Source organism: Streptomyces sp. NPDC001514 (genome assembly GCF_053597075.1).
In genome coordinates this window covers 396,821-423,287 of record NZ_JBSFHO010000001.1, presented here as the reverse complement: position 1 = coordinate 423,287, position 26,467 = coordinate 396,821, and the positions used below count along the sequence as shown (strand labels likewise).

The window sequence follows — 26,467 nt, the reverse complement described above, 5'->3', positions numbered from 1 at the left end:
CCCTTCCGTCGTCACTTCGAGACGTTGACGGCAGCGGGAGCTTCCTCGCCGAGCAACTTGCCGTCAGAGGTCTCGAACTGCTTCTTGAACTCCGCGATGGCGTCACCGACGGCCTGCAGCGTGTCGTCGGACATCTTGCCGCCCTCACGGATGGAGCTCATGAGGCCCGAGTTGTTCTGGCGGAGGAACGCCAGCAGCTCGGACTCGAAGCGACGGATGTCCTTGACCGGAACGTCGTCCATCTTGCCGGTGGTGCCGGCCCAGATGGAGACGACCTGGTCCTCCGTGGCCATCGGCTGGTACTGAGCCTGCTTGAGCAGCTCGACCATGCGCTGACCGCGCTCCAGCTGCGCCTTGGAGGCCGCGTCCAGGTCGGAACCGAAGGCGGCGAACGCCTCGAGCTCACGGAACTGGGCGAGGTCCACGCGCAGACGGCCGGAGATCTGCTTCATGGCCTTGTGCTGGGCGGAGCCACCGACACGGGAGACCGAGATACCGACGTTCAGGGCCGGACGCTGACCGGCGTTGAACAGGTCGGACTCCAGGAAGCACTGGCCGTCCGTGATGGAGATGACGTTGGTCGGGATGAACGCCGACACGTCGTTGGCCTTGGTCTCGACGATCGGCAGACCGGTCATCGAACCGGCGCCCATGTCGTCGGAGAGCTTGGCGCAGCGCTCCAGCAGACGGGAGTGCAGGTAGAAGACGTCACCCGGGTAGGCCTCACGGCCCGGCGGGCGGCGCAGCAGCAGGGACACGGCGCGGTAGGCGTCGGCCTGCTTCGACAGGTCGTCGAAGATGATGAGGACGTGCTTGCCGTCGTACATCCAGTGCTGGCCGATGGCCGAACCGGTGTACGGCGCCAGGAACTTGAAGCCGGCCGGGTCGGACGCCGGGGCGGCGACGATCGTCGTGTACTCGAGCGCTCCGGCCTCCTCCAGCGCGCCGCGCACGGACGCGATGGTGGAGCCCTTCTGGCCGATGGCGACGTAGATGCAGCGGACCTGCTTCTTCGGGTCGCCCGAACGCCAGTTGTCACGCTGGTTGATGATCGTGTCGACGGCCAGGGCGGTCTTGCCGGTCTGACGGTCACCGATGATCAGCTGACGCTGACCACGGCCGACCGGCGTCATGGCGTCGACGGCCTTGTAGCCGGTCTCCATGGGCTCGTGCACCGACTTGCGCTGCATGACGCCAGGGGCCTGCAGCTCGAGGGCGCGGCGGCCCTCGGTCGCGATCTCGCCGAGGCCGTCGATCGGGTTGCCGAGCGGGTCGACAACGCGGCCGAGGTAGCCCTCGCCGACACCGACGGAGAGGACCTCACCGGTGCGCTGCACCGACTGACCCTCCTCGATACCGCTGAACTCGCCGAGAACGATCGCGCCGATCTCGCGCTCCTCGAGGTTGAGGGCGAGACCAAGGGTGCCGTCCTCGAACTTCAGCAGCTCGTTCGCCATGGCCGAGGGCAGACCCTCGACCTTCGCGATGCCGTCGCCGGCCAGGCTGACCGTACCGACCTCCTCGCGCGAGGCCGCGTCCGGCTTGTACGACTGGACAAAGTTCTCCAGCGCGTCCCGGATCTCGTCCGGCCGGATCGTGAGCTCCGCCATCTGGGTTCCCTGCTCTCCTTGTTGGGCCCGAAGTTTCTTTGGGGGTCTGGGGGCGACCCCCAGGAATCTTCTGCAATCTCTGCACGGCCCAACACGGGCCGTTGGTCATGCGTCTTGTTTTGGTGGCTGGTCAGCCGGCCACTCGCCGAGCCGCCTCTTCGAGGCGCTCCGCGATGGTCCCGTTGATGACCTCGTCGCCGACGCGCACCGAGATCCCGCCGAGGACCTCGGGGTCCACGTCCAGGTTCAGGTGCATCTCGCGGCCGTACAGCTTCGCCAGTACGGCTCCGAGGCGCCGCTTCTGCTCGTCGGTCAACGGCACCGCCGAGGTGACGACGGCGACCATGCGGTTCCGCCGTGCCGCGGCGAGCTTGGAGAGGGACTCGAGTCCCGCTTCCAGGCTACGTCCCCGAGGCGCGGTCACGAGTCGGACCACGAGACGCTCGGTGACGGGGTGGACCTTGCCGCCGAGCAGGCTGCGCAGCAGCTCGCCCTTGGCGGAGGCCGCCGCGGAGCGGTCCGTCAGCGCGGCCCGCAGCTCGGTGCTGGAGGTGACGATCCGGCCGAACCGGAACAGCTCGTCCTCGACGTCGTCGAGCGCGCCGGCCTGCTGGGCGGTGATGAGGTCGGCGGAGGCCGCCAGCTCCTCGACCGAGTCCACCAGGTCCCGCGACTGCGACCAGCGGGAACGGACCATGCCGGAGACCAGGTCGACGGTCTCGCCGCCCACCTGACCGCTCAGCAGTCGCGCGACCAGCTCGGCCTTGGCCTCACCGGCCTGCGCCGGGTCGGTCAGGACCCGACGCAGCGACACCTCGCGGTTGAGCAGCGCGGTAACGGCGGCCAGCTCCTCGGCGAGCTTCGCCGCGTCGACCGACGTGTTGTCGGTCAGCGCGTCGAGACGCTCACGTGCGGCAGCCAGTGCCTCGCGGCTCGCTCCGTTCATCGGGCAGCCTCGGCCTTCTCCTCGAGCTCGGCGAGGAAGCGGTCGATGGTGCGGCTCTGGCGGGCGTGGTCCTCGAGGGACTCACCGACCAGCTTCCCGGCCAGCTCGGTGGCGAGCGTGCCGACGTCCTGGCGCAGCGCCTGAGCGGCGGCCTTGCGGTCGGCCTCGATCTGGGCGTGGCCGGCAGCGATGATCTCCTCGCGCTGCCGCTGGCCTTCCGCCTTCATCTCCTGGATGATCGCGGTGCCCTGCTCGGTCGCTTCCTGGCGCAGACGTGCGGCCTCGTGACGGGCCTCGGCGAGCTGAGCCTTGTACTGCTCGAGCACGCTCTGGGCCTCGATCTGGGCCGACTCGGCCTTCTCGATGCCACCCTCGATGGCCTCGCGGCGCTGCTCCAGAACCTTGTTGATGTTCGGGAGGAGCTTCTTGGCGAGGAAGCCGAAGACGATGACGAACGCGATCAGGCCGATGACGAGCTCGTCGAGATGCGGGACGAGAGGATTCTGAGGCTCCTCCGCCGCAAGCTGGAACAGAGCGTTCACATCAGTGCCTTCCGTGAATGGGGTTGGGCTTGTCGGTCCGGCTTACTGGTAGACGAAGCCCATGACGATGCCGATGAGGGCAAGCGCCTCACAGAAGGCGAAACCCATGATCTGGTTGGTACGGATCAGGCCGGCAGCCTCGGGCTGGCGGGCGAGGGCCTGGGTGCCGTTACCGAAGATGATGCCGACGCCGACGCCGGGGCCGATCGCGGCAAGGCCGTAACCGATCGAGGCGACGTTGCCGACGACGTTCTCCTTGGCGCCGGCGGCGAGGTTGACCATGTCGAGAGCAGCGGACATGCCGTTACTTCCTTCTCTTTCAATGACCCGGTGGGGGTTGGCCACCGGACGACTGCTGGTTGAGGGGGTGGAGCTGCTGGTCCGGTCGGCTCAGTGGTGCTCGGCGAGCGCGCCCTGGACGTAGCTGCTGGCCAGGAGCACGAAGACGTACGCCTGGACGGCCTGGATGAAGAGCTCGAAGGCGGTCATCACGACGACCATGACGAACGAGGCACCGGCGTAGACGAAGCCGAGGCCGTTCATCAGGTACCAGGTCGCCAGCGAGAACATCACGATCAGCAGGTGACCGGCGAACATGTTCGCGAACAGTCGCACCGCGTGCGTGAAGGGCCGGATGATCAGGTTCGAGAAGAACTCGAGCACCATGATCAGCGGCAGGATCGCGCCCAGCGACTTGTCGTAGCCGAGGATGTTCTTCCAGCCGCCGACGAAGCCGTGCTTCTTGAAGGTCAGGCTGACCCACACCACGTACACGATCAGCGCGAGACCGGCCGGGAAGGCGATCAGCGAGGTGACCGGGAACTGCGCCAGCGGGATGATGGACCAGAGGTTCATGATCCACACGAAGAAGAACAGGGAGACCATGAACGGCACGTACTTCTCGCCGTCCTTCTTGCCGATGATCTCGTAGACGATGCCGCGGCGGACGAAGTCGTACCCCGCCTCACCGACCATCTGGACCTTGCCCGGGACCATCTTGGGCTTGGCGAAGGCCGCCCAGAAGAACCCGACGACCACGACCGAGCTCAGCACCGCGAGCAGCATCGGCTTGGTGAACTCGAAGCTGCCCACGGTGAAGATGGGCTCGTAGAGGAACGTGTGGAGGCCCGGTGCCGGGAAGCCGCATCCGGAGAAGATGTGACAGCTCGGGTCGAAGGCAAGCGTCTGGTCAGCACTCACCGCGGGCTCCTTCAGCGTGGCGCATGGGTACGGCAACCTCGTTGTGTCGGCGCGGCGAGCAGCCGCGGGTCGGCACTGGACTGGTGGTCTTACGGATAAGGGGGCGGCGGTTCGGTGTCGAGCCTCGCGCTGGGACAGGCGTCAGCTCGGACACCCGCGCCCGCAGTGCCGCAGTTGGCACCGGACGATAGCAGGATCCCGAACGGGCATTTATCCCGGCCCTACCCCTCATGCCGACGACCCCGTCTTCTCGGGCTTTTCGGCCTTCGAGGAGTCGGGGTCGACATAGAAGATCTTGGCCTTCGTGTAGGCACGTGCCTGCGCAGCGACCCAGACAATGGTCGCCGCGAGCAGGGTGAAGGCCAGGGCCTTCGGGTTGAACAGAGTCGTGTTCTTGAACACGGCCATGAAGATGAAGAGCAGCAGCAGCTGGGCGGTGTAGAGCATGAGGCCCATCGCCTGGAAGAGCTGCGGGAACTGCTTGGCGGTGCGCTGCAGCACCACCATGCCGATGCCCATGAAGAGGATGACCACCAGGGTGCCGACGACAGCGCCGATGGCTCCCTTTCCGCCGGCGACCACTCCACTGATCACGGCGGCGACAGCGCCGACGGCGGCAGTGGGCACGGCGGCCTGGAGAAGGGTGCGGGCGTCGTTGGACGGCATGGCGGCAGCTCCGCTTACGTGGGTGGGGGCAGTGGTGTCGTCATGGACGAGCGTAGATCCGGTCCGAGGCGTGTCTCGTGGCCAAGAGACCGTCGCACTACGGTCTTTCGGCTCTGTCTCCGGCTCTCGTGAACGGTATCACAAACTATTTGAATAGGTCTTTACCCACTGGGTGTGCCGACCATCACACATGAGAGTGATCCTGCGCGTGTGTGCAGGATCGTGCACCAGTTTGTCTGGTATTGGCCGTGAATGCGGCCTGACCTTCAGGCCGACGTCAACCGGGCGTTCCAGCCTTACGCCGATCCGTGAATCGCGCACGCGCGCCGATCGCGGTCGCTCCGTTGATGCCGGCGGGTACCGGAACCCGCTCCTCCGGCATCTCGTCGGCCATGCCGTCGTCGTCGTACGTGAGCGCCTGCACCGGCTGCTGCGGGCGCCTGCGCCGGTAGCGCGGCGGTACGAAAGCCTCCGCCCAGCGCGGCGCGCGCGGGGTGAAGCGGGGCAGCAGCAGAAGGACCAGGCCGACGGCGCTCAGCACGACGATCGCGAAGACGATCCACATGGACGCGCTGTGCACCGAGTACAGGACGACGCCGAAGGCGATGAGCGCCGACCAGAAGTACATGATCAGCACGGCCCGGCTGTGCGAGTGCCCGATCTCGAGGAGGCGGTGGTGGAGGTGGCCGCGATCGGCGGCGAACGGCGACTTTCCGTTCCACGTACGCCGGACGATCGCGAGCAGCAGGTCCGCGACCGGGATCGCGATGATCGTCAGAGGCAGCAGCAGCGGGATGAAGACCGGCAGTGCCGCGTGCGTGGCCTCGCGGGTGCCGCCCTCGAAGAGCTTCAGGGCGTCCGGATCGACCTGGCCGGTCACCGAGATCGCGGAGGCGGCCATCACCAGACCGATCAGCATGGAGCCGGAGTCCCCCATGAAGATCCGCGCAGGGTGCATGTTGTGCGGGAGGAAGCCCAGGCACATGCCCATGAGGATGGCGGCGAAGAGGGTGGCGGGGGCCGCGGCCTCGATGCCGTATCCGAACCAGATCCGGTACGCGTAGAGGAAGAACGCCGCGGAGGCGATGCACACCATGCCGGAGGCGAGTCCGTCCAGGCCGTCCACGAAGTTCACCGCGTTGATGGTGATGACGACCAGGGCGACCGTGAGCAGCGTGCCCTGCCACTGGGTGAGCGAGACCGTGCCGACACCGGGGATGGGCAGCCACAGGATCGTCAGACCCTGGGCGACCATGACGCCCGCGGCGATGAACTGGCCACCGAGCTTGATCAGGGCATCGATCTCGAACTTGTCGTCCAGGACGCCGATCAGCCAGATCAGGGCGGCGCCGGAGAGGAGCGCCCGCGGCTCGTTGGAGAGTTCGAAGACGCTGTTGAGGTTGCGCAGATGGTCGGCGACGAGCAGGCCTGCGCACAGGCCGAAGAACATGGCGATGCCACCGAGCCGCGGAGTCGGTTCTCGGTGCACGTCGCGGGCGCGGATCTCCGGCATCGCGCCGACCGCGATGGCGAACTTGCGCACCGGACCGGTCAGCAGATAGGTCACCGCAGCCGTGACACAGAGCGTCAGCAGGTAATCACGCACGGGCTGCCCCACAGGAATCGCTGGCCATCTCAGCCCCACACCCTAGCTTTGTTGGCCATATGCATGAGGACATACGGAGCGCCCGGACGGTTGCACGCGGTCCCGTCCGTCCTTAATAAGGCGGAAAACGCCTGGCCAGATCCCTCGCCTCTTCGCGTACGTGGCGGATGTCATCCTCCTCCGCGCGCAGTGCCGTGCGGAACAGCACGGCGATCCGGGCCATCTCCGCCTCGCCCATGCCCTGGGTGGTCACGGCCGCGGTGCCGAGCCGGATACCGCGGCCGTCCCCGTACGGCAGGGCACAGGTGTCCAGGACGAGCCCGGCGGCCGCGAGCCGGCCGCGTGCCGTGCGGCCCTCCACACCCAGCGGGGCGGGGTCCGCGGTGATGAGATGGGTGTCCGTACCGCCGGTGGTGATCGCGAAACCCTCCGCTGCCAGCCCCTCGGCGAGGACTCCGGCATTGGCGACGACCCTGTGGGCGTACGTCGCGAAGGCGGGCGTGGACGCCTCGCCGAAGGCGACGGCCTTGGCGGCGATCGTGTGCATCTGGGCGCCGCCCTGGGTGAAGGGGAACACCGCCCGGTCGATGCGCTCGGCCAGATGGCTGCCGCAGAGGATCATTCCGCCGCGGGGACCGCGCAGCACCTTGTGGGTCGTCGCGCAGACGACGTCGGCGTACGGGACGGGGCTCGGCGCCACTCCCCCGGCGATCAGGCCCATCGGATGCGCCGCGTCGGCGATGAGATACGCGCCCACCTCGTCGGCGATCTCACGGAACGCGGCGTAGTCCATGTGGCGGGGGTACGAGATCGAGCCACAGACGATGGCTTTCGGCCGGTTCTCGCGGGCGAGCCTGCGGACCTGGTCGTAGTCGAGGAGTCCGGTCTCGGCGTCGACGCCATATGGAACGAACTCGAACCAGCGGCCCGAGAAGTTGGCCGGGGACCCGTGAGTGAGGTGCCCGCCGAAGGCGAGCCCCATCGCGAGCACGGTGTCACCGGGCCGCAGCAGCGCCGCGTACGCCGCGAGCACGGCGGACGAGCCGGAGTGCGGCTGCACATTGGCGTGCTCCGCGCCGAACAGCGCGGTCGCGCGTTCGACCGCGATGCGCTCGGCGGCGTCGACCAGCTCGCAGCCGCCGTGGTGGCGGGCGCCGGGGTAGCCCTCGGCGTACTTGTTGGCGAGCGGGGAGCCGAGGGCGGCGAGGACGGCGGGCGAGGTGAAGTTTTCGGCGGCGATCAGCTGGAGGCTGTCGGCCTGCCGGGTGCTTTCGCCGAGGAGCACCTCGGCGATCTCCGGATCCTGCCGGCGCAGCGCATCGAAGTCCGCGGGGGCCGCAGCGGCGGTGGTGGGTGCAGTACTGACCGGCATCGTGGGCTCCGGGCCTCGCGTCGGGTTACGGCCCCTTCAATGTAGGCCGGTGACCGCCGACGCGCCCGGCATCCGCACGCTGCGGTCCGCCACGCGGGGGGACAAGCCCCCCAGGCCCCCCGTGCGGGGGCCAGTACCGTCCGGCGGCGCCGGGTGTCCGTCCTCAATTGCCGGACGGGCTGGATCTGGCTCGGCTGGGCGTCCACCAACGGCCCAGGGCGTTACGGGGAAGGACCCCGAACTCCGGCCTCGCCGACGTTCCCCCTCCCCGAAGGGCGTAGGCCAAGTGGAGGCATGGGGCTGGGTAAGGCCCCACGCCCCACGGGACGCAAGGGAAGGGCCCGGGACAGCACCCCGGCGGGGGCCGGCGCAACGCGCCGAACGAGAACTGGAAGCAGCGGCCAGTCCCAGGAAGGCGGAGGGCCCCACGGGACACAGAGGAAGGGGGCGAAGCCCCAGCGGGTCCGGGGCAGCGCACCCGTTCGGGAAGGCGGAGGGGCCCCCAGGCCCAGGGGACGCAGGGGGAAGGGGGCAAAGCCCCGGCGGGTCTGGGGCCGGCGCCCCGGTGTGGGAAGGGGTAGGGCTCCCCACGCCCCCAGGGCGTAGAGGAAGGGCCCGGGGCAGCGCCCCGGAGCGGGGACCGGGGCCGAAGCCCGAAGCCCCGTGCAGCGGGTCAGCGGCGCGTGGGGACGCCCGTCAGGGCCGTGACCACGGGGTCCAGGGCCTGGTTGATCTCGTCGCCGATCGAGCGGAAGAACGTGATCGGCGCCCCGTACGGGTCGTAGACCTCGTCCGCCTCGGCGCTGGGCGCCAGCAGCCACCCGCGTAGAGCGGCGGCCGCACGGACCAGAGCGCGGGCGCGTTCGACGACGCCGTCGTCCAGCGGGTCCGGCAGCGTCGCCGGGTCTATCGCGCGGACGAGGCGCGTGAACTCCTTCAGGGTGAAGGTCCGCAGGCCCGCCGAGTGGCCCATGGAGATGACCTGCGCACGGTGGTCGCGGGTCGCCGTCAGCACCAGGTCCGCGCGGATGACGTGCTCGTCGAGCAGCTCGCGGCCCACGAAGCCGCTCGGGTCCGCGCCGAAGTCGGTGAGGACCGTCTCGGCGTTGGCCTCCATCGGGGCACCCTCGTGCCCCCATGTACCGGCGCTCTCCACGATCAGCCCACCGATGGGGGTCCCCACGGCGTAGCCAGGGTGAGGGTCGCCGAGGCGGTGGCTGAGGGCATGCCGCGTCAGCCGCTCGGTGATCGGCGAGCGGCAGACGTTGCCGGTGCTGACGTGGAGGATGCGGAAGGTGTTCTCCGTGCCGCCTATGCCACGCCCCTCAGGGGCTGTCAATTGGCCACCTCGAGGTCGGGTACGACCTTCCGGAGCTCCTCCGCGTCCAGCGCGCCCGCGCGCAGCAGAACCGGGACCTTGCCGGTGACGTCGACGATCGAGGACGGCACGATGCCGGGCGTGGGTCCGCCGTCGAGGTAGACGGAGACGGAGTCGCCGAGCATGTCCTGCGCGGCGTCGCAGTCCTCGGGCGCCGGGTGCCCGGTGAGGTTGGCGGACGACACGGCCATCGGGCCGACGTCCGTGAGCAGCTCGATCGCGACCGGGTGCAGCGGCATCCGGATCGCGACGGTGCCCCGGGTGTCGCCCAGGTCCCACTGGAGCGACGGCTGGTGCCGGGCCACGAGGGTCAGCGCGCCCGGCCAGAACGCGTCGACGAGCTCCCACGCCTGCTCGGAGAAGTCGGTGACCAGGCCGTGCAGCGTGTTCGGCGAGCCGATGAGCACCGGGGTGGGCATGTTGCGGCCGCGCCCCTTCGCCGCCAGCAGATCGGCGACGGCCTCCGAGCTGAACGCGTCCGCACCGAGGCCGTACACGGTGTCGGTGGGCAGCACGACCAGCTCGCCGCGGCGGACGGCCGACGCGGCTTCACGCAGGCCGGTGATGCGATCCGTCGCGTCGTTGCAGTCGTATCGCCGAGCCATCAGCGGGCCTCCTGGTACACAGTGCGGGTAGTCACGGCATGGCCTTGCGCGCGGTCGCGAACCGCGGCCGGTTGTTCAGGTCGGGATGGTCGGCGGCATCCGCCCAGCCCGCCTCCTCGTTGAAGATCCACGGCACCTGGCCGCCCTGGGTGTCGGCGTGCTCGACGACGACGAGGCCGCCGGGGCGCAGCAGCCGGTGGGCGGTGCGTTCGATGCCGCGGATGGTGTCGAGGCCGTCCTCGCCGGAGAAGAGAGCCATCTGCGGGTCGTGGTCGCGGGCCTCGGGTGCGACGTACTCCCACTCGGTGAGCGGGATGTACGGCGGGTTGGAGATGACCAGGTCGACCTGGCCGTCGAGCTCGGGAAGGGCGCTCAGGGCGTCGCCGTGATGGACGGTGACCCTGGACCCCTCGGCGTTCTTCCGGGTCCAGCCGATCGCGTCGTCGGAAAGCTCCACGGCGTGCACGCGCGAGCGCGGCACCTCCTGGGCGATGGCCAGGGCGATGGCCCCGGAGCCGGAGCACAGATCCACGACGAGCGGCTCGACGACGTCCATGGCCCGCACGGCGTCTATGGCCCAGCCGACGACCGACTCGGTCTCGGGGCGCGGCACGAAGACGCCGGGGCCGACCTGCAGCTCCAGATAGCGGAAGAAGGCCCGTCCGGTGATGTGCTGCAGCGGCTCGCGGGCCTCCCGGCGGGCGACGGCCTCCCAGTAGCGCGCGTCGAAGTCCGCGTCCTTCACCAGGTGCAGCTCGCCGCGCTTGACGCCGTGGACGAACGCGGCGAGCTCCTCCGCGTCGAAGCGGGGTGAGGGCACGCCGGCGTCGGCCAGCCGCTGGGTGGCCTGGGCCACCTCGGCAAGCAGCAAGGATCGGGGGTACGGGGGTCGTCCCCCGGGGAGCGACTGCACGCTGGTCCTCCGGGCTGGGCGGGGCTGTTCGATGTACGCGGCTTACGCTGCGGCGAGCTTCGCGGCGGAGTCGGCGTCGACGCAGGCCTGGATCACGGCATCCAGTTCACCGTCGAGCACCTGGTCCAAGTTGTACGCCTTGAATCCGACGCGGTGGTCCGAGATCCGGTTTTCCGGGAAGTTGTACGTACGGATCTTCTCGGAGCGGTCGACCGTACGGACCTGGCTGCGGCGGGCGTCCGCGGCTTCCTGCTCGGCCGCCTCCTGGGCCGCGGCAAGCAGCCTGGAGCGCAGGATACGCATCGCCTGCTCCTTGTTCTGGAGCTGGCTCTTCTCGTTCTGGCAGGAGGCGACGACTCCGGTCGGGAGGTGCGTGATGCGCACGGCGGAGTCGGTCGTGTTCACGGACTGGCCGCCGGGTCCCGATGAGCGGTAGACGTCGATCCGCAGATCGTTGGGGTTGATCTCGACGTCGATCTCCTCGGCCTCGGGGGTGACGAGCACTCCGGCCGCCGAGGTGTGGATACGGCCCTGCGACTCGGTGGCCGGCACCCGCTGCACACGGTGCACGCCGCCCTCGTACTTCAGCCGCGCCCAGACGCCCTGCCCGGGCTCGGTCGCGCCGTTGCCGCCCTTGGTCTTCACCGCGACCTGGACGTCCTTGTAGCCGCCCAGCTCGGACTCGGTGGCGTCGATGAGCTCGGTCTTCCAGCCGACGCGCTCGGCGTAGCGCAGATACATCCGCAGCAGGTCGCCGGCGAACAGCGCCGACTCGTCACCGCCCGCGCCCGCCTTGATCTCCAGGATGACGTCCTTGTCGTCACTGGGGTCGCGCGGGACGAGCAGCAGCCGGAGCTTGTCGGTGAGCTCCTCGCGCTGCTTCTCCAGCTCCTTGAGCTCGGCGGCGAAGTCGGGATCGTCGTGGGCGAACTCCCGGGCCGTCTCGATGTCGTCCCCGGTCTGCTTCCAGGTGCGGTACGTGGTGACGATCGGGGTCAGCTCGGCGTACCGCTTGTTGAGCTTGCGCGCGTTCGCCTGGTCCGCGTGGACCGAAGGGTCCGCGAGCTTCTTCTCGAGATCGGCGTGCTCGCCGATCAGTTCCTCGACCGCCTCGAACATCGGGGGCTCCTGGTTTCTTGCATGAAGATGGCTGCTGGGGAGACGGCAAAGCGCCGGTCCCGGCCGCCCCGCACAGGGGCAGCCGAAGACCGGCGCAGTGGCTCGCTACTTCTTGGCGGAGCCGGCAGCCTTGCCGAAGCGGGCCTCGAAGCGGGCCACACGGCCACCGGTGTCGAGGATCTTCTGCTTGCCCGTGTAGAACGGGTGGCACTCGGAGCAGACCTCGGCGCGGATGTTGCCGCCCTGGATCGTGCTACGGGTGGTGAACGACGCGCCGCAGGTGCAGCTCACCTGGGTCTCGACGTACTCGGGGTGGATGTCGCGCTTCAAGGTGTCTCCTAGTTTCGGGAGGGCACCGGGTCGCACGCGCGGGATGCGCATGCGTGAACCGGGGCCGACGTACCAGTCTGCCAGGACCGGCCGTATCTCCCAAAACCGGGGTCGGTCCGCAGGTATTCCTGGCTACCGCTCCTGGCTACCGCACGATGCCCTTGGCCTGGCCGTCGGCGGTGCCCTTGGTCGCGGACGCGGGGATCGGGAGATCACTCTTCAGGGCGGTCCAGACCTGCTTGCCCTGCTTCTCCAGCGGCACGACACGGTTCGGGTCGATCTTGTCGTACTCGACCGGCAGCGTGACCATGGTGACGTCGTCGGCGCCGAGGCCCTTCAGTCCGTTCGCGAAACCGACGAGCTCCTGCACCGAGTCGAGCTCGGAGTCGGTCGTGATCGCCTTGGTGGCGCTGTCGGCCAGGTCGTACAGCTTCTTCGGGCTGCTGAACACGCCGACGTCCTTGACCTGCTGGATCAGCGCCTTGATGAAGGCCTGCTGGAGCTGGATCCGTCCCAGGTCGCTGCCGTTGCCGACGGACTTGCGGGTGCGGACGAGACCGAGGGCCTGCTCGCCGTCGAGGGTGTGGGTGCCGGGCTCGAGGTCGAGGTGGCTCTTGGAGTCGTTGATCCGCTCGGTGGTGGTGATCTCGACGCCGCCCAGCTCGTCGATGATCTTCTTGAAGCCGGTGAAATCGACCTCGATGTAGTGGTCCATGCGGATGCCGGACATCTGCTCGACGGTCTTGACCGCGCAGGCGGGGCCGCCGACCTCGTAGGCCGTGTTGAACATGGCGCGGCTCTCGCTGTCGACCGCCTTGCCGTCGCTGTCGGCACACTGCGGCCGGTCTATGAGCGTGTCGCGGGGCACGGAGACGACCGCGGCCTTCTTGTGGCCCTCGTAGACGTGCACGATCATCGCGGTGTCGGAGCGGGCGCCGCCGTCGTCGGCCCCGTACTTGCCGTTGGCGCCGGAGCGGGAGTCCGAGCCGAGGACGAGGATGTCCATGGAGCCGTTGTCGACGTTGTCGGGGCGGTCCTTGCCGAGCTGGGCGTTGATGTCGACGCTCTGGATGTTGCCGTTGAGCTTGAAGTAGACGTAGCCGACGCCCGACCCCCCGATGAGCACGACAGCGGCCGCGGACCAGGCGGCGAGGGTTGCGGCGCGGTTCCCCGCGGTGCGCTGCCTGCGGCGCGTGCCCGTGGCTCGTATTCGACTGCCCTTGGTCTGGTCGGCCATATCTCCTCAAGCCCTCGTAGGTTCTGTTGCCCCCCCGGCCGTCTGGTTCAGGCACGGTTTGTCCACCCTGTCAAGCTTTGTTACGCCACTTGTGAGACGGCGGAGGGACCGGAAGGGTTGCACGGGCTCCTGAGAAGTCAGTGAGAAAAGGGCCGTGCCCACCGTGTCGGACACGGTGGGCACGGAACTGTTCGCGCAGGTCATGAGCGTCTTGCGGGCTCAGGAACGGCGCTGGTGGTGTGGCGAAGGTCTCCGGCGGAACGGGACGATCGCCTGTGGCCGGCCTAGCCGAAGAGGCTGTACGACTTCCAGCCGGTGCCGACCTTGATCCGCTGGGAGGTGATGAACGGGGTCGTCGCCGAACCCGTCCCCTTGTACGCCCACAGGTAGCCGTACGAATCGCGGACGATGAAGTCCGCGCGGCCGTCACCCGTGATGTCACCGGTGGTGGCGTAGGCAGTGAAGTTCCAGCCACTGCCGACCTGGACCCGGGCGGAGAACGGGGAGCCGGCGTTGCCCGTGCCCTTGTAGACCCACAGGCGTGCCTGGGCGTCCCGGGCCAGCAGGTCCGGCCATCCGTCGCCGCTGTAGTCGCCCTTGCCGTACACCTGGTAGGTGCTCCAGCCGGAGCCGATCTGCTTCCGCGTGTTGAAGGTGCCGTTGCCGCGGCCCGTCCAGAGCCACAGCGCACCGGCCGAGTCGGTCGCGGTCAGGTCGCTGTGGCCGTCGCCGGTGACATCGCCGGTGATGGTGATGTTCCGGAAACTGCCCCAACCCGTGCCGATCTTGTGGTCGGCCCAGTCGCCGACGGCGGCGTCGTAACCCCACCACCACAGCTCGCCGCCCGTGGTGCGGTAGACGAGGTCCTGCGCGTCGTCCCGGTTCAGATCCGCCTGGCGGACCACGTTGATGCCGGTCCAGTCGCCCACCGAACGCCGGTCGCCCAGCGAGGTGCCGCGCGAGTGGTACGCGAAGCCCTCACCCGTCGACGCACGGGCGAACAGGTCCGCCTTGTCGTCGAAGTTGAGGTTCGCGTCGTCGACGCGCGGGTTGATCAGACCGGCGAAGGTGCTGGTCTTGGCGAACACGCTGCGGGCGCCGGTGGCGACGCAGTCCTGCACGCCCCACGAAACGATGCCTGCGACACGCCCGTTGACCACCAGCGGACCACCGGAGTCACCGTTGCACGGCGAGACCGTACCGGCGTCCTGGCCACTGGCCGGGTTGCCCGCGCACAGCATCTGGCCCGGCACGAAGTCCGAGCCGTAGTAGGACGTGCACGCCGAGTCCGCCTGGACCGGGATGGTCGCCTTCTTCAGCGTCTGCGAGATGTCGTCACTGGTGGAGCTGGTGCGCCCCCACCCGTAGACGGTGCCCGGGGTGCCGGGCGCATACGAGGCGCTGTTGCCGTACGGGGTCGGCTGCAGCGTCTTGTACGGCAGTACGCCGCCGAGCGTCAGGACGGCGACGTCGCCCTTGATCGTGACGTCGTTGTACGCCGGGTTCACCCACTGGCGCCACACGCCGACAGCCGTGCCCTCACCGGAGGTGAAGAGCTTGCTGGTGCCGCCGATGACGGTCCCGTGCTTGTTCCAGTCGAGACCGGCGATGCAGTGCGCCGCCGTCAGGACCTTGCTCGGGCTGACCAGGGTGCCTCCGCAGAAGTAGCCCTCGTCGTCGGCCGTGTCGGTGGTGCCGTGGTCGTCGAAGTAGTACAGCTGCACCATCCACGGTGCTTCGCTGATCGACGCGTCGACCCCGCCGATGACCTTGGGGTCGATCGAACCCGTGTCGGCGGGCTGCTCGGAACCCTCGCCCGTGGTGCTCGGCTCGGGATCCGCGTTCTGCTGGGCCTTGCTCTTGAGCACGGCCTCCACACCGTCGACCCGGGCCTGGAGTTCGGCCTGGGAGACGGGGGCCGGCCGGTCCTGGCCGGCCTGCCGCTGGGACGGCGCGTCTGCCGCCTGGGCGGGTACGGCCGTCAGCACCGCGCCTCCCAGCGCCAGTGCGGCAGCGGCCGCGGGAAGGGCTGTTCGCACCCTTCGGTTAGCTGTCACTCAGTTCTCCTATCGAGGTTGTTGCGCTCGAAGGAGAGAGAACGTCCCACCGGACGGATCTGGACCGATCACACGAACGGAGCCCGCCCGGACCGTTCCAGGGCATGGCTCCGCCGCTCAATTCCGTGGGCGTATTCAGAAATACGTTCCCCCCCACTGCAACTCGCCGATCGTACAACGCTGAACCGCCCCCGTCACCGGTGTGACGGGGGCGGTTCAGACTTGCTGTCAGGGTTTTCCGATCAGCAACTTCCGCTGAGACGTCAGTCGTTGCCGTTGCCCGGCGTCGGCGTCGTCTTCTGGATCTGGAGCAGGAATTCGGCGTTCGACTTCGTCTGCTTCATCTTGTCGAGAAGCAGCTCGATCGCCTGCTGCTGGTCGAGCGCGTGCAGCACCCGGCGCAGCTTCCAGACGATGGAGAGCTCATCCGCACCGAGCAGGATCTCCTCCTTACGGGTGCTGGACGCGTCGACGTCCACCGCCGGGAAGATGCGCTTGTCGGAGAGCTTCCGGTCGAGCTTGAGCTCCATGTTGCCGGTGCCCTTGAACTCCTCGAAGATCACCTCGTCCATGCGCGAGCCGGTCTCGACCAGCGCGGTGGCCAGGATGGTCAGCGAGCCGCCGTCCTCGATGTTGCGCGCGGCGCCGAAGAAGCGCTTCGGCGGGTAGAGCGCGGTCGAGTCGACACCACCGGACAGGATGCGTCCGGAGGCCGGGGCCGCCAGGTTGTAGGCGCGGCCCAGACGGGTGATCGAGTCCAGCAGGACGACCACGTCGTGACCCAGCTCGACGAGACGCTTCGCGCGCTCGATGGCCAGCTCGGCGACCGTGGTGTGGTCCTCGGCGGGGCGGTCGAAGGTCGAGGAGATGACCTCGCCCTTCACCGACCGCTGCATGTCGGTGACCTCTTCCGGACGCTCGTCGACGAGGACGACCATCAGGTGGCACTCGGGGCTGTTGTGGGTGATCGCGTTGGCGATCGCCTGCAGGATCATGGTCTTGCCGGTCTTCGGCGGGGCCACGATCAGGCCTCGCTGGCCCTTACCGATCGGCGACACGAGGTCGATGATGCGGGTGGTCAGCACGCCCGGGTCGGTCTCGAGACGGATCCGGTCCTGCGGGTAGAGCGGGGTCAGCTTGTTGAACTCCGGGCGGCCGCGGCCGGATTCGGGCGCCATGCCGTTGACGGAGTCCAGGCGGACCAGCGCGTTGAACTTCTCGCGGCGCTCGCCCTCCTTGGGCTGGCGGACCGCGCCGGTGACGTGGTCACCCTTGCGCAGGCCGTTCTTGCGGACCTGGGCCAGCGACACGTACACATCGTTGGGACCGGGCAGGTAGCCGGAGGTCCGGATGAAGGCGTAGTTGTCGAGGATGTCCAGGATGCCCGCGACGGGGATCAGGACGTCGTCCTCGGCGACCTGCGGCTCCGCACCGAACTCGTCGCGGCCACGGCGGCCACGGCGGTCGCGGTAGCGGCCACGGCGTCCGCGCCGGCCGCCCGCCTCGTCGTCGAAGTCGTCCTGCGGGCCGCCGCCCTGGCGCTGCTGCTGGCCGCCGCCCTGCTGCTGGCGCTGGCCGCCCTGCTGGTCGTCGCCCTTGCCACCGCGGCGGTCGCGGTCACGGTCACGGTCGCGCCGGCCGTCGCGCTGACGGTCGCCGCGCTCGCCGCGGTCGCCGCGGTCACGCTGGCGGTCGCCCCGACGACCTTCCGCCGTGTCCGTGGCGGCCTCGGCCTGCGTCTCGGTCCTGGCCTCGGCCCGGACCTCGGTCTTGACGTCGCCCTTCGGCTCGGCCTGGGCGGCCTCGCCCTCGGGGCTGCCGGCGGGGGCGGTGGCACGGCGACGACGGCGTTCGCCGGCCGGGGCGTCCTCGCTGGCCGGCTGGCCGGGGATGTCGATCTGCTGCTGGGCGACGGCCTTCTCGGCCTTCGGCTCGGCTGCCGCGGCGCTCGCCTCGCCCGTGCGGGCCTTGGAGGTGGCACGCCGCTTCGGCTTGGCCTCGGCCTCACCCGCATCGGCGCTCTTCGCCGGGGCTGCACTGCCGCCGGCCTGCGCCTCCTTGATGACCTCGATCAGCTGGCTCTTGCGCATACGCGCGGTGCCCCTGATGCCGAGGCCGGACGCGACCTGCTGCAGCTCGGCCAGGACCATGCCCTCGAGGCCGGTGCCGGAGCGGCGGCGCCGTGAGGTGGTGCCAGTGGCAGCACCTGCGGCGGGCGCGGTGGTGTCGACACTGGTGTCGGCAGTCACGCCCATCAGATCGGTGGTGTCGCTCACGAAGGGTCCTTCCCTGGAGCGGACGTCGGCCTTCTGGCTCGGCGACCGGTTGTGCTGTCCGACGGCGGTCTTTGATCTTTCGGATCGCGGACCGAAGTCGGGGCGGTGGTCCCGCCGGGTACGGCGGAAGAGATGTACGTGCAAGGTCCGGCCCGAGTTCCCCCTGCTCGGCCCTCTCCTGGGAAAGCGAGGGGTGTCGTGCCGGTTCCGGAGCGTGCTCGAAACTGCTCAGGCAGGCTGCTCAGGCAGTTTGGGAGGCTCCCGGAAGAATGGGTGGTCCCGGAAGGGGACACGAAGCACCGCACCACAAGAATGTGGGCTGCGTACTTGAGGTTAACACTACCGGCTCCAACAAACATTCCCCCTCTCCATCACCGGCAATCCCGTGTCGCTACGAGGCGAGCGGCAGAACACTCGCTCCCGCGGCGTCGAGGGCCAGTCTGTTCGCCGCCCAGCCCTCGCCTGCCAGTCGTGCGACCTTGTCGGCCGCACCGCTCTCGGCCAGTGCGAGCACCGTGGGGCCCGCACCGGAGATGACTGCTGGGACGCCGTCCGCGCGCAGTCGGTTGACAAGTTCCACGCTCTGCGGCATCGCGGGGGCCCGGTACTCCTGGTGGAGACGGTCCTCGGTGGCGGGCAGCAGCAGCTCGGGGCGCCTGGTCAGGGCCTCGACGAGCAGTGCGGCACGGCCCGCGTTGGCCGCGGCGTCGACATGCGGAACCGTACGCGGCAGCAGTCCGCGCGCGGTCTCGGTGAGCACCGGCTTCGACGGCACGAAAACCACCGGAACGATGGAATCCGCCGGTTCCATCCTGATCGCGCGCGCCGCACCGGCGTCGGTCCAGGCAAGAGTGAAGCCGCCGAGGAGACAGGCGGCGACATTGTCGGGGTGCCCCTCGATCTCCGTGGCGAGCTCCAGCAGCGCCGCGTCGTCGAGCCGGGCGTCGCCACCTATGGTCACCGCGCGCGCGGCGACGATGCCGGCGCAGATGGCGGCGGACGAGGAGCCCAGACCGCGGCCGTGCGGGATGCGGTTGGCGCAGACGACCTCGAGGCCGCGGGGCTGCCCGCCGAGGAGGTCGAAGGCCGTGCGCAGCGAACGTACGAGCAGGTGGCTCTCGTCGCGGGGCAGCGTCTCGGCACCCTCGCCGGCGATGTCGATGTGCAGACCGGAGTCCGCGACCCGGACGACGACGTCGTCGTACAGCCCCAGCGACAGGCCGAAGGCATCGAAGCCCGGCCCGAGATTGGCGCTGGTGGCGGGGACGCGCACCCGGACGGCGGCGGCGCGGAACGCAGGACCGGCCATCGCTCGACGACACTCCTTGGTTCTGATCGGCGGGATGACGAGGTTTTGACGAATGTACGAAGACCCGTGGGCCGTGACGGCAGCAACACCGCGGCATATGCGGCGGGCGGGGTCAGTACAGCCTATCGAAGGAAGGTTGAGCCGCGACATAGGGCGCATGGGAGGCGCACGATGCGTGTCGCAAGCCTCCCATGCTCCTTCTGTGCGGAGATGGGAGGCGCTGCCGCATACGCGTACGACACAGACACATACGGGGGCTCGTACGGGACCGGGGCCCTACGCGAGCCCGAGGCGCTCCGCCGCGGCCGCCGCGTCCACCGGCACCGTGACCGGCTGGGGCGCTCCGGCGACCGCCCAGTCCGGGTCCTTGAGGCCGTTGCCGGTGACCGTGCAGACGATCTTCTGCCCGCGGTCCACCTTGCCCTCCTCGGCGGCCTTCAGCAGACCGGCCACGGACGCGGCCGACGCCGGCTCCACGAAGACGCCCTCGCGCGAGGCCAGCAGCTTGTAGGCGCGCAGGATCTGACGGTCGGTCACCTCGTCGATGAAGCCGCCCGACTCGTCCCGGGCCGCCAGCGCCAACTCCCAGGACGCCGGGTTGCCGATCCGGATCGCGGTGGCGATGGTCGACGGGTCCTTGACGACCTCGCCGCGCACGATCGGCGCGGAACCGGAGGCCTGGAAGCCCCACATACGGGGGGTGTGCGTGGACAGCTCGTCCGCCGCGTACTCCTTGTAACCCTTCCAGTACGCCGTGATGTTGCCGGCGTTGCCGACGGGCAGCACATGGATGTCGGGGGCGTCGCCGAGCGCATCGACGATCTCGAATGCCGCGGTCTTCTGGCCCTCGATACGAACCGGATTGACCGAATTGACCAGCGCCACCGGGTAGTTCTCGGAGAGGCCACGGGCCAGCACCAGGCAGTCGTCGAAGTTGCCGTCGACCTGGAGGATCTTCGCGCCGTGGACCAGCGCCTGGCCCAGCTTGCCCATCGCGATCTTGCCCTGCGGGATCAGCACGGCCGAGACCATTCCGGCCCGGCCGGCGTACGCCGCGGCGGACGCGGAGGTGTTTCCGGTGGAGGCGCAGATGACGGCCTTCGACCCCTCCTCCTTGGCCTTGGTGATCGCCATGGTCATACCGCGGTCCTTGAAGGACCCGGTCGGGTTCGCGCCCTCGACCTTGAGATACACCTCACAACCGGTGGCGTCGGAGAGCGTCTGGGCGTGTACGAGCGGCGTGCCGCCCTCGCCGAGCGTGACGACCGGCGTCGTGTCCGTGACCGGGAGCCGGTCCCGGTACTCCTCGATGATGCCGCGCCACTGGTGAGTGCGAGTGCTCATGGGTGCTTACTCTCCTTCAACCCGCATGATGCTGGCGACACCACGCACGGTGTCGAGATTACGCAGCGCCTCGACGGTCCCCGAGAGGGCGGCGTCGGGCGCGCGGTGGGTGACGACGACGAGGGATGCCTCGCCGTCCTTGCCCGTCTGGCGCACCGTGTCGATGGATACGCCGTGCTCGGCGAAGACCGTCGCGACCTGGGCGAGCACGCCCGGCTTGTCGGCCACGTCGAGGCTGATGTGGTACCGCGTCACGACCTCGCCCATGGGGCTCACGGGCAGCTGCGTGTACACGGACTCGCCGGGCCCGGTGGCCTCGGCGAGTTTGTTGCGGCAGACCGCGACGAGGTCGCCGAGGACCGCGGAGGCGGTCGGGGCGCCGCCGGCGCCGGGGCCGTAGAACATGAGCTGCCCAGCGGCCTCGGCCTCGACGAAGACCGCGTTGTACGCCGCGCGGACGGAGGCCAGCGGATGGCTGAGCGGGATCATCGCGGGGTGGACGCGGGCCGTCACGGACCTGCCGTCCGCCGCCCGCTCGCAGATCGCCAGGAGCTTGATGGTGCAGCCCATCTGCCTGGCGGAGGCGAAGTCGGCGGCGGTGACCTCGGTCATGCCCTCGCGGTACACGTCGTCGAGGCGTACGCGGGTGTGGAAGGAGATTCCGGCGAGGATCGCGGCCTTGGCGGCGGCGTCGAAGCCCTCGACGTCGGCGGTCGGGTCGGCCTCCGCGTATCCGAGGGCGGTGGCCTCGTCGAGCGCCTCGGAGTAGCCGGCGCCTGAGGTGTCCATCTTGTCGAGGATGAAGTTCGTGGTGCCGTTGACGATGCCCAGGACGCGGTTGACCTTGTCGCCGGCGAGCGACTCGCGCAGCGGCCTGATCAGCGGGATCGCGCCGGCGACGGCGGCCTCGAAGTAGAGGTCCCGGCCGTGTTTCTCGGCGGCCGCGTACAGCGTGGCGCCGTCCTCGGCGAGCAGCGCCTTGTTGGCGGAGACGACGGAGGCGCCGTGCTCGAAGGCGGTGGTGATGAGGGTGCGCGCGGGCTCGATACCGCCGATGACCTCGACCACGACGTCGATGTCGCCGCGCGTGACGAGCCCCTTGGCGTCGGTGGTGATGAGCTCGCGGTCGATGCCCTCACGGACCTTGGAGGGGCGGCGGACGGCGACCCCGGCGAGCTCCACCGGGGCACCGATCCGCGCGGCGAGGTCGTCGGCGTGCGTCGTCATGATGCGCGCCACCTCTGAGCCGACCACTCCACAGCCCAGCAGCGCCACCTTCAGCGGACGCGTACGCATCATCCGACCTCGTTTCTCCATCAAGCAGGGTGCGAACCAGTCTCACTCACCGGACGGGCCTTTCTGTCTCCCGTCCGGATCCTGAGACATATATTTCATTACCCGACATCGAGACGCAGGAGATCTTCCTCTGTCTCACGCCGGACGATCACACGCGCCTCGCCGTCCCTGACCGCGACGACGGGCGGGCGCAGTGCGTGGTTGTAGTTGCTGGCCATCGAGCGGCAGTACGCGCCGGTGGCGGGCACCGCGATCAGGTCGCCGGGCGCCAGGTCGGCGGGCAGGAAGGCGTCCCGTACGACGATGTCGCCGCTCTCGCAGTGCTTGCCGACGACGCGGACGAGCATCGGCTCGGCGGTCGAGGTGCGCGAGACGAGCGCGACGCTGTAGTCGGCGTCGTACAGCGCGGTGCGGATGTTGTCGGACATGCCGCCGTCGACGCTGACGTACGTACGCAGCCCCTCGAGCCGCTTGATCGTGCCGACCTCGTACAGCGTGAACGCGGTCGGCCCGACGATCGCGCGCCCCGGCTCGACGGAGATCCGGGGCGTCCGCAGACCCGCCGCCTCGCATTCCCGGGTGACGATCTCGCCGAGCGCCTTGGCGATCTCGTGGGGCTCGCGCGGGTCGTCGTCCGAGGTGTACGCGATGCCCAGGCCGCCGCCGAGGTCGATCTCGGGCAGCTCGACGCCGTGCTCGTCACGGACGGCCGCGAGCAGCTGGACGACGCGGCGGGCGGACACCTCGAAGCCCGCCATGTCGAAGATCTGCGAGCCGATGTGGGAGTGGATGCCGATGAGTTCGAGCCCGTCGAGCTGGAGCGCGCGGCGCACGGCCTCCGCCGCCTCGCCGCCCGCGAGCGCGATCCCGAACTTCTGGTCCTCGTGGGCGGTGGCGATGAACTCGTGGGTGTGCGCCTCGACGCCGACGGTGACGCGGATCTGGACCCGCTGGCGCATGCCGAGCGACTGGGCGATGTGCGCGACGCGGACGATCTCCTGGAAGGAGTCGAGGACGATGCGCCCGACACCGGCCTCGACGGCGCGGTGGATCTCCTGTGCGCTCTTGTTGTTCCCGTGGAAGGCGATGCGCTCGGCGGGCATTCCGGCGTCGAGTGCGGTGGTGAGCTCGCCCCCGGAGCACACGTCCAGGTTGAGCCCCTCCTCCTTCAGCCAGCGCACGACGGCGCGACTGAGGAAGGCCTTCCCGGCGTAGAACACGTCGGCGTCCTTGCCGAACGCATCGGCCCAGGCGCGGCAGCGGGCGCGGAAGTCGGTCTCGTCGAGGAAGTACGCGGGCGTGCCGAACTCCTCGGCGAGCCTTGCGACATCGATCCCGCCGACGGTGACGACGCCGTCCTGGCCACGGCGGACGGTGCGGGCCCAGACCTTCTCGTCGAGGGCGTTGAGGTCGGCGGGCGGCGGGGTGTAGTGCCCCTCGGGCAGGACGTCTCCGTGACGGGGCCCGGCGGGGTGCGCGGAACGGCTCATGCTGTCTCTCTCACATCCACTACAAGTATTCGGGTGCGCTGATGCCGAGCAGGGCCAGGCCGCCGGCCAGCACCGTCCCGGCGGCTTCGGCGAGTGCGAGCCGGGAGCGGTGGGCGGCCGAGGGTTTCTCGTCGCCGCGGGGCAGCACGGTGTGCTGGAAGCCGAGGAGTGCGTCGGCGGTCGTTTCGAGGTGCCGGGCGAGCCGGTCGGGCGCGCGGAGGCGGGCGGCGGAGGCGAGCACGGCCGGGTGATCGCCGATGGCGGCGAGGAGGGCGGGGGCGTCGACGTCGTCCTCGTAGGCGCCGACCGTACGGAGCTGCGCGGCGGCGCGAGTGAGCGCCCGGCTGCGGGAGTACGCGTACCGCACCCGGAAGAGCGGGTTGCCCTCCCCTTGTACGAGGAGGTCGGCATCGGTGTGCGGCCGGTCGTGGGCGGCGGCGCGGAGCAGCGCCCAGCGGGCGGCATCGGGGCCGAGCCGCTCGAACAGCCCGTCGTCGCGTACGGGAACGGCCGTGATCCGTTCCTCGCCGCCCGGCTCGACGCGTGCGGCGGCCCCCTGGGCGCACAGCAGCCGTACGACGGTGTCGGTGATGACGTGGGCGCGGAGCTCGCCGGCGTGCGCGAAGGCGAGGCTGGTCCCGGCGAGGCCGTCGCCGTGGCCGTATCGCGGCCCCTGCTCGCGTACAGCACGGACCGTCGCGGCGGCGGAACCCTGCGCCAGGGTGAAGTTCAGAAATCCGGGCCCGGTGATCTCGATCTGTGCGATTCCGGGGGCCCCGTGGATGCGTGCCCGCAGGATCTCCGCGACCTCATGGGCCTGCCGCCCGGCGGGCCCGGCCAGCCGGAGCGCGACGTTCGTGGCGTAGTCCCCACGCCCACCGGGCCGTGGCCGCTCGACCTTGACCCGGTCCGGCACCGCCACGCACACCCCGAGGGCACCCTCCTCGACCGCACGGCGCACGGCGCCCAGCACGGTACGGGAGAGCTCTGCGGGGGTCACGGGACAAGCGTATGGGAGGAGGGGGGTGTGATCGCGAACCGGTTTCGCCATGCGGGCAGCCCGCGCGTCGAACCGGCGTCGACCAGGCGGAGTCAGCCCCGGGTGCTCCCCGCCCGCCCGGCACCATGCCTGCCGTCAACTGACGGCGGACCCTCCCGATGCATCAACCGCCGCACGAGCCGCACCAGCTCGGCAGGCTCGAACGGCTTGGCGAGAAAGGCGTCGACCCCGGCGGCGATACCGGTCTCCACCTCGTACTGCGTACACGCACTGATGATCGCCACCGGCACATTCCTGGTCCGCGGATCGGTCCGCAGCCGCGCGGCGGTCCGCAGCCCGTCGAGCCGCGGCATCACCACATCCAGCGTGATCACATCCGGCCCCACCTCGTGCACGACCTCCAGGCACTCGGCACCATCGGCCGCGGTCACGACCTCGAAGCCCTCCAGCTCGAGATTGACCCTGATCAGCTGCCGAATGACCCTGTTGTCATCGACAACAAGCACCCGGCCGGACATGCCTGACACAACTCGAGAGTAGGTCCCGGGGCGGGGTGGCGTCCGGGTTTTCCCCACTTCTGACCCGTGCGGGGGACGCGGGGGTCTCGGGGTGCCTGTATCCCCCACAAGGATCAGCCGCGGGACCTGGGCGGCGAGGGCGCGGTGCCCGCGCGGTGGCGCGGTGGTGCGCGCGCGGGCTGCGGATCCCCTTGGCGACGACGTGCGCCGAACCGGCACCCGTGACTGCCTGGAAATACCTGTTCACGGCCACCCCGCAGGAGCTGGTAGGGTTCTACCCGTCGCCGCCGAGAGCGGTGAACGCCCCCGTAGCTCAGGGGATAGAGCAACGGCCTCCGGAGCCGTGTGCGCAGGTTCGAATCCTGCCGGGGGCACCCTTGATGAGGTGCCCAAAGACCCCGCCATCAGCGCTTTCGCTGAGGACGGGGTCTTCGCGTATGTGCAGCCGTATGCGGCCCTGAGCGGCCCTAGGACGCCGTCTGTGGACTATTCGTGGACAGGATCTTGGAGCGTTTGCCCAGGTCAACCCATCTAAGCGCGCGTAACTGTCTGGGAGCCAGAGGCTGGTCCAGGTGTTGTCGAAGAGCATCACCGGGCCGGCTCGGACCGCCGCAACCCCCGGACCGGCCCCTGGCTTCCAGCCGGCTACCCGCAGAACCTCTGGAAAGCCGCTCAGGCAGCTCTCAGATCAAGGGCATGGGAGACGATATGAGAGTGGAGCTGCGCCGAGCCGACGGCGGGGTGATCGCGGTCGAGGTGGTGGGGGAGCCGGACGCGCCTGCGGTGCTGTTCTGCCACGGGTTGGCCGACTCCCGGCTGGCCGCGTACGGCTTCGCGGGCGCGGCCCACGTGCTCGGACTGCGCCTCATCGCCCCGGATCGCCCCGGCATCGGCGGCACCGACGCCCGTCGCCTGCCGCGGGTCGTGGACTGGGCTGCGGAAGCCACCCTGGTGCTGGACGCGTTGGACGTCGGCTCGGTGGCGCTACTCGGCGTCTCGGGCGGCGGAGCGTTCGCGGCCGCCTGCGCGTCCGAGCTGCCTGACCGCGTCCGCAGCCTGCTGCTCATCGCGCCCCTTGGCCCGCCTGCCTGGCCCACCCGCGGGATGGCAGCCGGGCAGCGCGCGTCCTTGCAGATCGCCCGGCACGCTCCGGCCTTCGGTGGCTGGTTTCTGGGCCGCCTGGCCACGCTGGCGCGCCGGGCACCAGGGCTGTTCCTTCGCCTGGCGACCAGCGAGATGCCCGCCGGCGACCGGCGTGCCCTCGCCCAGTCGGACGCACGCGCGGCCTTCCTGGCCAACTACCTGCGAGCGTTCCACCGCGGCAGCTGGGGAGTCGGGCAGGATCTGCGCGTGCTGACCCGACCCTGGGGTTTCGACCTCGAGTCGATCAGGGTGCCTACGTCGATCCACCACGGGGACGCCGACACCACCGTGCCCCTCCAGCACGCCCGCCGCTTCGCCGCCGCGATACCGGGCGCACGCCTTCACATCCATCCCGGCCAAGGCCACTTCTCGCTCTTCATCGCACCCGAGCAGACGCTGGCGACACTCGCCGCATAGCCGGTCGAGGCGCGACGCGGCAGGTGCAACCGGCGGCTGACGGCGTGCGGCTGGGACACGACCGAGCTCCTGGCCCATGCGGACCAGGGGCTA

Annotated in this window: 23 protein-coding genes and 1 tRNA gene; 2 read left to right on the top strand and 22 right to left on the bottom strand. The window is 69.7% G+C overall.

The features are described 5' to 3' along the window. Window positions 1–11: 11 nt before the first annotated feature. The 22 genes from atpA to ACWCXB_RS01740 all read right to left on the bottom strand — a co-directional run bounded on the left by atpA (window position 12) and on the right by ACWCXB_RS01740 (window position 24,814). A complete protein-coding gene (gene atpA / locus ACWCXB_RS01845) occupies window positions 12–1,610 on the bottom strand; it encodes a F0F1 ATP synthase subunit alpha (RefSeq protein ID WP_385418892.1) in 1,599 nt (532 codons plus the stop codon). Between the two features lie 130 nt (window positions 1,611–1,740). Then, on the bottom strand, window positions 1,741–2,556 hold the full coding sequence (locus ACWCXB_RS01840; protein ID WP_450717894.1) for a F0F1 ATP synthase subunit delta: 816 nt from the start codon (window positions 2,554–2,556) through the stop codon (window positions 1,741–1,743). Then, window positions 2,553–3,098: a F0F1 ATP synthase subunit B gene (locus tag ACWCXB_RS01835; RefSeq protein WP_450717892.1), complete on the bottom strand. Its 546-nt coding sequence runs from the start codon at window positions 3,096–3,098 to the stop codon at window positions 2,553–2,555. The genes ACWCXB_RS01840 and ACWCXB_RS01835 overlap by 4 nt, the downstream gene beginning before the upstream one ends. Before the next feature lie 42 nt (window positions 3,099–3,140). Further along, entirely contained in the window at window positions 3,141–3,398 is a 258-nt protein-coding gene (atpE, locus tag ACWCXB_RS01830) for an ATP synthase F0 subunit C (protein WP_093874070.1), read from the bottom strand. Between the two features lie 90 nt (window positions 3,399–3,488). Continuing rightward, window positions 3,489–4,298 (bottom strand): F0F1 ATP synthase subunit A, encoded by an 810-nt coding sequence (gene atpB, locus ACWCXB_RS01825; RefSeq protein WP_450717890.1) that lies wholly within the window; start codon window positions 4,296–4,298, stop codon window positions 3,489–3,491. Window positions 4,299–4,526: 228 nt separating this feature from the next. Further along, window positions 4,527–4,964, bottom strand: a complete 438-nt coding sequence (locus ACWCXB_RS01820) for a hypothetical protein (protein WP_450717888.1) — start codon at window positions 4,962–4,964, stop codon at window positions 4,527–4,529. A gap of 277 nt (window positions 4,965–5,241) precedes the next feature. Next, window positions 5,242–6,570 carry an MraY family glycosyltransferase gene (locus tag ACWCXB_RS01815; RefSeq protein ID WP_450717886.1) on the bottom strand — a complete coding sequence of 443 codons (1,329 nt, stop codon included), beginning with the start codon at window positions 6,568–6,570 and terminating at the stop codon, window positions 5,242–5,244. 112 nt (window positions 6,571–6,682) lie between these two features. Further along, window positions 6,683–7,942 (bottom strand): serine hydroxymethyltransferase, encoded by a 1,260-nt coding sequence (locus tag ACWCXB_RS01810; protein WP_450717884.1) that lies wholly within the window; start codon window positions 7,940–7,942, stop codon window positions 6,683–6,685. Window positions 7,943–8,615: 673 nt separating this feature from the next. Then, on the bottom strand, window positions 8,616–9,281 hold the full coding sequence (locus tag ACWCXB_RS01805) for an arsenate reductase/protein-tyrosine-phosphatase family protein (protein ID WP_450717882.1): 666 nt from the start codon (window positions 9,279–9,281) through the stop codon (window positions 8,616–8,618). Further along, complete coding sequence (locus ACWCXB_RS01800) at window positions 9,278–9,925, bottom strand: L-threonylcarbamoyladenylate synthase (RefSeq protein WP_450717880.1); 648 nt, start codon at window positions 9,923–9,925, stop codon at window positions 9,278–9,280. The genes ACWCXB_RS01805 and ACWCXB_RS01800 overlap by 4 nt, the downstream gene beginning before the upstream one ends. A 31-nt stretch (window positions 9,926–9,956) precedes the next feature. Further along, a complete protein-coding gene (prmC, locus tag ACWCXB_RS01795; RefSeq protein WP_450717878.1) occupies window positions 9,957–10,838 on the bottom strand; it encodes a peptide chain release factor N(5)-glutamine methyltransferase in 882 nt (293 codons plus the stop codon). 42 nt (window positions 10,839–10,880) lie between these two features. Further along, window positions 10,881–11,957 (bottom strand): peptide chain release factor 1, encoded by a 1,077-nt coding sequence (prfA, locus tag ACWCXB_RS01790; RefSeq protein ID WP_450717876.1) that lies wholly within the window; start codon window positions 11,955–11,957, stop codon window positions 10,881–10,883. Between the two features lie 105 nt (window positions 11,958–12,062). Then, window positions 12,063–12,287 (bottom strand): 50S ribosomal protein L31, encoded by a 225-nt coding sequence (gene rpmE, locus ACWCXB_RS01785; RefSeq protein WP_093662507.1) that lies wholly within the window; start codon window positions 12,285–12,287, stop codon window positions 12,063–12,065. A gap of 145 nt (window positions 12,288–12,432) precedes the next feature. Next, the gene (locus ACWCXB_RS01780) at window positions 12,433–13,524 is read right to left on the bottom strand and encodes an LCP family protein (protein WP_450717874.1); all 1,092 of its coding nucleotides are present in this window, start codon (window positions 13,522–13,524) and stop codon (window positions 12,433–12,435) included. A gap of 284 nt (window positions 13,525–13,808) precedes the next feature. Beyond that, complete coding sequence (locus ACWCXB_RS01775) at window positions 13,809–15,581, bottom strand: trypsin-like serine protease (RefSeq protein WP_450717872.1); 1,773 nt, start codon at window positions 15,579–15,581, stop codon at window positions 13,809–13,811. 263 nt (window positions 15,582–15,844) lie between these two features. Beyond that, a complete protein-coding gene (gene rho / locus ACWCXB_RS01770) occupies window positions 15,845–17,857 on the bottom strand; it encodes a transcription termination factor Rho (protein WP_450717870.1) in 2,013 nt (670 codons plus the stop codon). A gap of 391 nt (window positions 17,858–18,248) precedes the next feature. Next, the gene (gene thrB / locus ACWCXB_RS01765) at window positions 18,249–19,166 is read right to left on the bottom strand and encodes a homoserine kinase (RefSeq protein WP_450717868.1); all 918 of its coding nucleotides are present in this window, start codon (window positions 19,164–19,166) and stop codon (window positions 18,249–18,251) included. 276 nt (window positions 19,167–19,442) lie between these two features. Next, on the bottom strand, window positions 19,443–20,510 hold the full coding sequence (thrC, locus tag ACWCXB_RS01760) for a threonine synthase (protein WP_450717866.1): 1,068 nt from the start codon (window positions 20,508–20,510) through the stop codon (window positions 19,443–19,445). A 6-nt stretch (window positions 20,511–20,516) separates the two neighbouring features. Then, window positions 20,517–21,806, bottom strand: a complete 1,290-nt coding sequence (locus ACWCXB_RS01755) for a homoserine dehydrogenase (protein ID WP_450718196.1) — start codon at window positions 21,804–21,806, stop codon at window positions 20,517–20,519. Between the two features lie 98 nt (window positions 21,807–21,904). Continuing rightward, complete coding sequence (lysA, locus tag ACWCXB_RS01750) at window positions 21,905–23,296, bottom strand: diaminopimelate decarboxylase (RefSeq protein ID WP_450717864.1); 1,392 nt, start codon at window positions 23,294–23,296, stop codon at window positions 21,905–21,907. A 19-nt stretch (window positions 23,297–23,315) separates the two neighbouring features. After that, entirely contained in the window at window positions 23,316–24,296 is a 981-nt protein-coding gene (gene nrtL, locus ACWCXB_RS01745) for an ArgS-related anticodon-binding protein NrtL (protein ID WP_450717862.1), read from the bottom strand. 92 nt (window positions 24,297–24,388) lie between these two features. Next, entirely contained in the window at window positions 24,389–24,814 is a 426-nt protein-coding gene (locus ACWCXB_RS01740) for a response regulator (RefSeq protein ID WP_450718194.1), read from the bottom strand. A gap of 302 nt (window positions 24,815–25,116) precedes the next feature. On the opposite strand from ACWCXB_RS01740, the gene ACWCXB_RS01735 reads away from it, so the two are divergent. Both ACWCXB_RS01735 and ACWCXB_RS01730 read left to right on the top strand, forming a co-directional pair. Further along, window positions 25,117–25,188: transfer RNA gene (locus tag ACWCXB_RS01735), tRNA-Arg, on the top strand. Between the two features lie 340 nt (window positions 25,189–25,528). Beyond that, on the top strand, window positions 25,529–26,374 hold the full coding sequence (locus ACWCXB_RS01730) for an alpha/beta fold hydrolase (protein WP_450717860.1): 846 nt from the start codon (window positions 25,529–25,531) through the stop codon (window positions 26,372–26,374). Window positions 26,375–26,467 lie beyond the last annotated feature (93 nt).

What these genes read in the sequence shown, in the direction of transcription:
- thrB (WP_450717868.1), bottom strand. Translation starts at nt 19,166, where the DNA reads ATGGCCGGTCCTGCGTTCCGCGCCGCCGCCGTCCGGGTGCGCGTCCCC.
- ACWCXB_RS01840 (WP_450717894.1), bottom strand. Translation starts at nt 2,556, where the DNA reads ATGAACGGAGCGAGCCGCGAGGCACTGGCTGCCGCACGTGAGCGTCTC.
- atpA (WP_385418892.1), bottom strand. Translation starts at nt 1,610, where the DNA reads ATGGCGGAGCTCACGATCCGGCCGGACGAGATCCGGGACGCGCTGGAG.
- prfA (WP_450717876.1), bottom strand. Translation starts at nt 11,957, where the DNA reads ATGTTCGAGGCGGTCGAGGAACTGATCGGCGAGCACGCCGATCTCGAG.
- ACWCXB_RS01755 (WP_450718196.1), bottom strand. Translation starts at nt 21,806, where the DNA reads ATGCGTACGCGTCCGCTGAAGGTGGCGCTGCTGGGCTGTGGAGTGGTC.
- thrC (WP_450717866.1), bottom strand. Translation starts at nt 20,510, where the DNA reads ATGAGCACTCGCACTCACCAGTGGCGCGGCATCATCGAGGAGTACCGG.
- lysA (WP_450717864.1), bottom strand. Translation starts at nt 23,296, where the DNA reads ATGAGCCGTTCCGCGCACCCCGCCGGGCCCCGTCACGGAGACGTCCTG.
- ACWCXB_RS01810 (WP_450717884.1), bottom strand. Translation starts at nt 7,942, where the DNA reads ATGCCGGTCAGTACTGCACCCACCACCGCCGCTGCGGCCCCCGCGGAC.
- ACWCXB_RS01820 (WP_450717888.1), bottom strand. Translation starts at nt 4,964, where the DNA reads ATGCCGTCCAACGACGCCCGCACCCTTCTCCAGGCCGCCGTGCCCACT.
- atpE (WP_093874070.1), bottom strand. Translation starts at nt 3,398, where the DNA reads ATGTCCGCTGCTCTCGACATGGTCAACCTCGCCGCCGGCGCCAAGGAG.
- ACWCXB_RS01740 (WP_450718194.1), bottom strand. Translation starts at nt 24,814, where the DNA reads ATGTCCGGCCGGGTGCTTGTTGTCGATGACAACAGGGTCATTCGGCAG.
- ACWCXB_RS01800 (WP_450717880.1), bottom strand. Translation starts at nt 9,925, where the DNA reads ATGGCTCGGCGATACGACTGCAACGACGCGACGGATCGCATCACCGGC.
- ACWCXB_RS01780 (WP_450717874.1), bottom strand. Translation starts at nt 13,524, where the DNA reads ATGGCCGACCAGACCAAGGGCAGTCGAATACGAGCCACGGGCACGCGC.